We start from the raw sequence: 4,467 nt of genomic DNA, 5'->3' as shown, positions 1-4,467 counted from the left end.
CGTCGTCGACCGGCTGCGCGCCACCCTGGAGCGGCGCCGGCGCCCGCTGCTCCTCGGCCTCGCCGCCATCGTGCTGGCCCTCGGCACGCTCCAGGCGATCAACGGGACCCTGGGGGGCCGGGGCGGGCCGGAGGCGCCCCCGGTCGCGGCGGCGCCTCCGGCGTCGCGCGAGGCCGCCGCGCCGCCGCCGCCCGCCGACCCCGTCACCACGCAGGCCCTCGACGCGAAGGCCGCGTCCCCGACCGAGACCGCGGAGGCGAAGCCGCCCGCGCCGCCCGAGAAGCCGACCGCGGCGCCCGAGAAGGCGATTGGGGCGCCCGAGAAGGAGCCGGCCCGCGCCGCGGCGCGGCCGCTGCCGCGGGTCTCCGACATGGCCGCGCTCGGCACCGACTTGGCCGGGATCCCGGCGAGCCTCGCCGCGCTGCGGCAGGCGGCGAGCGAGGGCGACGGCGCGGCCGTCTACGAGCTCGCCGGGCGGGCCGCCGAGGGGCGGGGCATGGGACGGGACCCGGCGCTCGCCGCCAAGCTGTTCGACCGCCTCGCCGCCCTCGGCTACGCCCCGGCGCAGTACCGCCTCGGCAGCCAGTACGAGAAGGGCCTCGGGGTGGTGCGCGACCAGGCCAAGGCCCGGCTCTGGTACGGGCGCGCGGCCGAGCAGGGCCACGCCCGGGCGATGCACAACCTCGCCGTGATGATGGCCGAGTCGGGCGGGGCCGGCGCGAAGCCGGACTACGCCGCCGCGGCGAACTGGTTCAAGCGCGCCGCCGACCACGGCGTGCGCGACAGCCAGTACAACCTCGCGGTCCTGCTCGCGCGCGGCCTCGGCATCGCCCAGAACCTGCCCCAGGCCTACGGCTGGTTCTCGGCCGCCGCGGCCCAGGGCGACGACGACGCCGCCCGCAAGCGCGACGAGGTCGCCTCCAAGCTCTCGCCGAAGGACCTCGCGGCGGCCCGCGCCGCCGCCGAGGCCTGGAAGCCGGCCTCGCCGGACCCGGCGGTCAACGAGCCGCCCCCCGCCCGGGCCGAGGGCGCCGCGCCGGCCTCGGGGGCGCTCTCGCTCGTCGGCGCCCCGCCGCCGGCCGCGATCAGCCGCCGCACGGAGGCCGGCCCCGCCCGCGGCGACGGGAAGGTGTGAGCCCGCCGCGCGCCGCGGGCGCCGGTTTTCCCGTCGCGGGCGACCGTGGCTTGAGCCGCGGGTGCTCGTCCCCGAGCCGCGGGCGCTTGCCCCCGAGCCGCGGGCGCTTGCCCCCGGGCCGCGGGCGCTTGCCCTCGAGCCGCGGGCGCTTGCCCCCGAGCCGCGGGCGCTTGCCCCATAGCCGCGGGCGCTTGCCCCATAGCCGCGGGCGCCCGGAGCATCCTCCGGCGCTCAGTTGCCGTTCAGGCGCCGGGAACTAGATCGGCTGGATCGCGCCCCGGACGCTCCCCGTTGCAGATCTACCTCCCGATCGCCGAGATGCCCGTGAGCGTGCTGCTCCTCCTCGGGCTCGGGGCCGCGGTCGGGTTCGTGTCGGGGCTGTTCGGCATCGGCGGCGGCTTCCTGATGACGCCGATCCTGATCGTGATGGGCATCCCGCCGGCGATCGCGGTCGCGACCCAGACCGCCCCGATCGTCGCCTCCTCCACCACCAGCGTGCTCGCGGCCCTGCGCCGCAACGGCCTCGACCTGCGCCTCGGCCTGGTGCTGATCTGCGGCGGCTTCGCGGGCACGGGGCTCGGGGTCTGGTTCTTCGCCGCCATGCGGCGGGCCGGCCAGCTCGATCTCGTGATCACCGTGGCGTACGTCACCCTGTTCACCACGGTGGGCGGGCTCATGCTCGCCGAGGCGCTGCGGCAGATGTGGGCGCGGCGGCGCGGCAAGGCGCGCCCGGTCCGGATCGGCGGCGACCACCCGGCCTACATGGCCTGGCCGCTGCGGATGCGCTTCCCGCGCTCGCGCCTCTACGCCAGCGTGATCCCGATCCTGGGGCTCGCGCTGTTCGTGGGCTTCGCCGGCGCGGTGCTGGGCATCGGCGGCGGCTTCATCCTGGTCCCGGCGCTGCTCTACCTCCTGCGGGTGCCGACCGGCGTGGTGGTGGGCACCTCCCAGTTCCAGATCCTCTGGACCACCCTCGTGGCCCTGGTGCTGCACGCGGTCCAGAACCAGGCCGTGGACATGGTGCTGGCCGTGATCCTGATCGTGGGCGGCGTGTTCGGGGCGCAGTTCGGGGCGCGGGCCGGGCGCAACCTGCGCTCGGAGTACTTCCGGCTGCTGCTCGCCATCCTGGTCCTGGCGGTGGGCCTGCGCTTCGCGATCGAGCTCGTGCTGCACCCGGCCGAGCCGTTCTCGATCGTGGCCACGGAGGCGCGCTGATGCGGGCCCGGCCGCGCGCCGCGCCGCGCCGCCTCTTGCTCGGCCCGGCGCTCTGCGCCGGGCTCGCCGGCCCGGGTCCGGCCCGGGCCGAGACCCTGGTGGTCAGCCTCTCCTTCAACCGGCTCGCCGTGACCTCGACCTACTCGGGCTCGTCGGTGGCGGTGTTCGGCGCCATCGAGCGGGACGCGCAGGCGGCGGCCCGGGCGGGCGCCTCCGACGTCGTGGTGACCATCCGGGGACCGCGCCAGGCGCTGACGGTGCGCGAGAAGGAGGCCCTCGGGCCGGTCTGGGTCAACCGCGGGCAGCAGAAGTTCGCCGACGTGCCGGCCTTCCTGGCGGTCCTGTCCTCGCGGGACCTCGCGAGCGTGGCCGACGAGGCGACGCGGCGGCGGCTCCGGCTCGGCCTCGGGGCGATCGTGGCCTCGCCGGACCTCACGCTGGCGGCGCCGGAGACCGACGATCCGTTCCGGGACGCGCTCCTGCGCCTGCGCCGGCGGGAGCGGCTCTTCGTCGAGAACGAGGCCGGCGTGCAGTTCCTGTCCCCTGCGGTGTTCCGCAGCACCGTGTCGCTGCCCGCCACCGCGCCGGTCGGGGCCTACGACGTCGAGGTGGTGCTGCTCGCCGGCGGCGTGCCGCTCGCCCGCCGCAGCGAGCGCTTCGACCTCGTCAAGACCGGCTTCGAGCAGCGCATGGCGGTGTTCGCCCGCGACTGGTCGGCCGCCTACGGCGTCGCCACGGGATTGCTGGCGCTGCTCTCGGGCTGGCTCGCCAGCCAGATCTTCCGGAGGGATTGAATGGACCGCGACGCGCCGCCCCCCGCCCTGGCCCTGATCCTCGGAGCCGCGGGCCTGATCCCGTTCGCGGCCCTGAGCCTCCTGGCGATCCTCGGCCGCGACCTCGCCGGGCTGCCGCCGCGCCCGCTGCTCGCCGTCTACGGCGCCGTCATCGCGTCGTTCCTCGGCGGCATCCGCTGGGGCGCCGCGGCGGCGCGGGGCGGCCGCGGCGCCGACTACGCGGTGGCGGTGGCGCCCTCGCTCCTCGCCTGGGCGGCCCTCGCGGCGCCGGCGCCCTGGGACCTGCGGCTCCTCGGCGCCCTGGTGCTGGCCTGGGGCGTCGTCGACCAGGACATGCCGCGGCGCGGCCTGGCGCCGCGCTGGCTCGGGCGCCTGCGCCTCGCCCTCTCGGGCGGCGCCGGCCTCGCCCTCCTGGCCGCCGGCATCCTGGCTGCCTGAGGCCGCATCCCGCCGGGCCGGCCCGGGTCCGCGCCGGCGGGACGCGCCCGTCAGGCGACCGCCCGCGAGACCTCCTTCACCTGGCGCACCGAGCCGTCGACCTGCGCTACCGCGCGGGCGATGGCGTCCATGCTGCGCGTCACCGTGTCCACGCTGCCGGCGGCGTGCTGCATGTTCTCGGTCATCTCCCGCGTCACCGCCGATTGCTGGTCGACCGCCACGGCGATGTCGGACGAGTTGTCGCTCAGGTGCCGGATCGTGGCGGCGATGGCCTCGATCGCCGCCACGGCGGAGCTGGTCGTCTCCTGCACGGCGGCGATCTGGGTCCCGATCTCCTCGGTGGCCTTCGAGGTCTGGGCGGCGAGCTGCTTGACCTCGGCGGCGACCACCGCGAAGCCGCGGCCGGCCTCGCCGGCGCGGGCCGCCTCGATGGTGGCGTTCAGCGCCAGGAGGTTCGTCTGGTCCGCGATGGTGCGGATCAGGCCCACCACGTCGCCGATCTTCTGGGCCGCCGTCGTGAGGCTCTGGATGATGGCGTTGGTCTGGTCGGCCTTGCCCACCGCGTCGTTGGCGAGCGCCGTCGCCTTCGAGACGGTCCGGCTGATCTCCGCGATCGAGGCGGCGAACTCCTCGGCGCCGGCCGCCACCGCCTGCACGTTCTGGAGCGCCTGCGAGGAGGCGTCGGCCGTGGTGGTGGCGCGGCCGCTGACGTCGCCCACGGCCTGCGTGATGATGCCGAGATCGGCATCGATGGCGCGCTGCGCCGCGTCGCGCCGCATCCGCTCCGCGACCTGCGCGGTCACCTCGGTGGCGAACTTCACGACCGCGCTCGGCCGTCCGCACGGGTCGAGGATCGGGTTGTAGCTCGCCTGGATCCAGACCTCC

5 protein-coding genes are annotated in these 4,467 nt (G+C 76.6%); 4 read left to right on the top strand and 1 reads right to left on the bottom strand.

All coding sequences use genetic code 11. The annotated features are described in order from the left end of the window. The 4 genes from DT057_RS34020 to DT057_RS34005 form a co-directional block, all read left to right on the top strand. The coding region (locus DT057_RS34020) for a tetratricopeptide repeat protein (protein WP_162501604.1) at positions 1-1,135 on the top strand (1,135 nt) is incomplete at its 5' end. A gap of 291 nt (positions 1,136-1,426) precedes the next feature. Beyond that, positions 1,427-2,350 (top strand): sulfite exporter TauE/SafE family protein, encoded by a 924-nt coding sequence (locus tag DT057_RS34015; protein ID WP_128566420.1) that lies wholly within the window; start codon positions 1,427-1,429, stop codon positions 2,348-2,350. Then, positions 2,350-3,144: a TIGR02186 family protein gene (locus DT057_RS34010; protein ID WP_128566419.1), complete on the top strand. Its 795-nt coding sequence runs from the start codon at positions 2,350-2,352 to the stop codon at positions 3,142-3,144. Before DT057_RS34015 ends, DT057_RS34010 begins: the two co-directional genes overlap by 1 nt. Beyond that, positions 3,145-3,582, top strand: coding sequence for a DUF3429 domain-containing protein (locus DT057_RS34005; protein WP_128566418.1), 438 nt, complete (start codon positions 3,145-3,147; stop codon positions 3,580-3,582). It abuts the gene before it with no gap. Between the two features lie 50 nt (positions 3,583-3,632). Here DT057_RS34005 and DT057_RS34000 read toward each other — a convergent pair. Next, the coding region (locus tag DT057_RS34000; RefSeq protein ID WP_244937430.1) for a methyl-accepting chemotaxis protein at positions 3,633-4,467 on the bottom strand (835 nt) is incomplete at its 5' end.

This window comes from Methylobacterium crusticola (assembly GCF_003574465.1).
GTDB lineage: Bacteria > Pseudomonadota > Alphaproteobacteria > Rhizobiales > Beijerinckiaceae > Methylobacterium > Methylobacterium crusticola.
The sequence above is the reverse complement of the archived record's forward strand: the minus strand, read 5'-3'. Positions and strand labels throughout refer to the sequence as shown.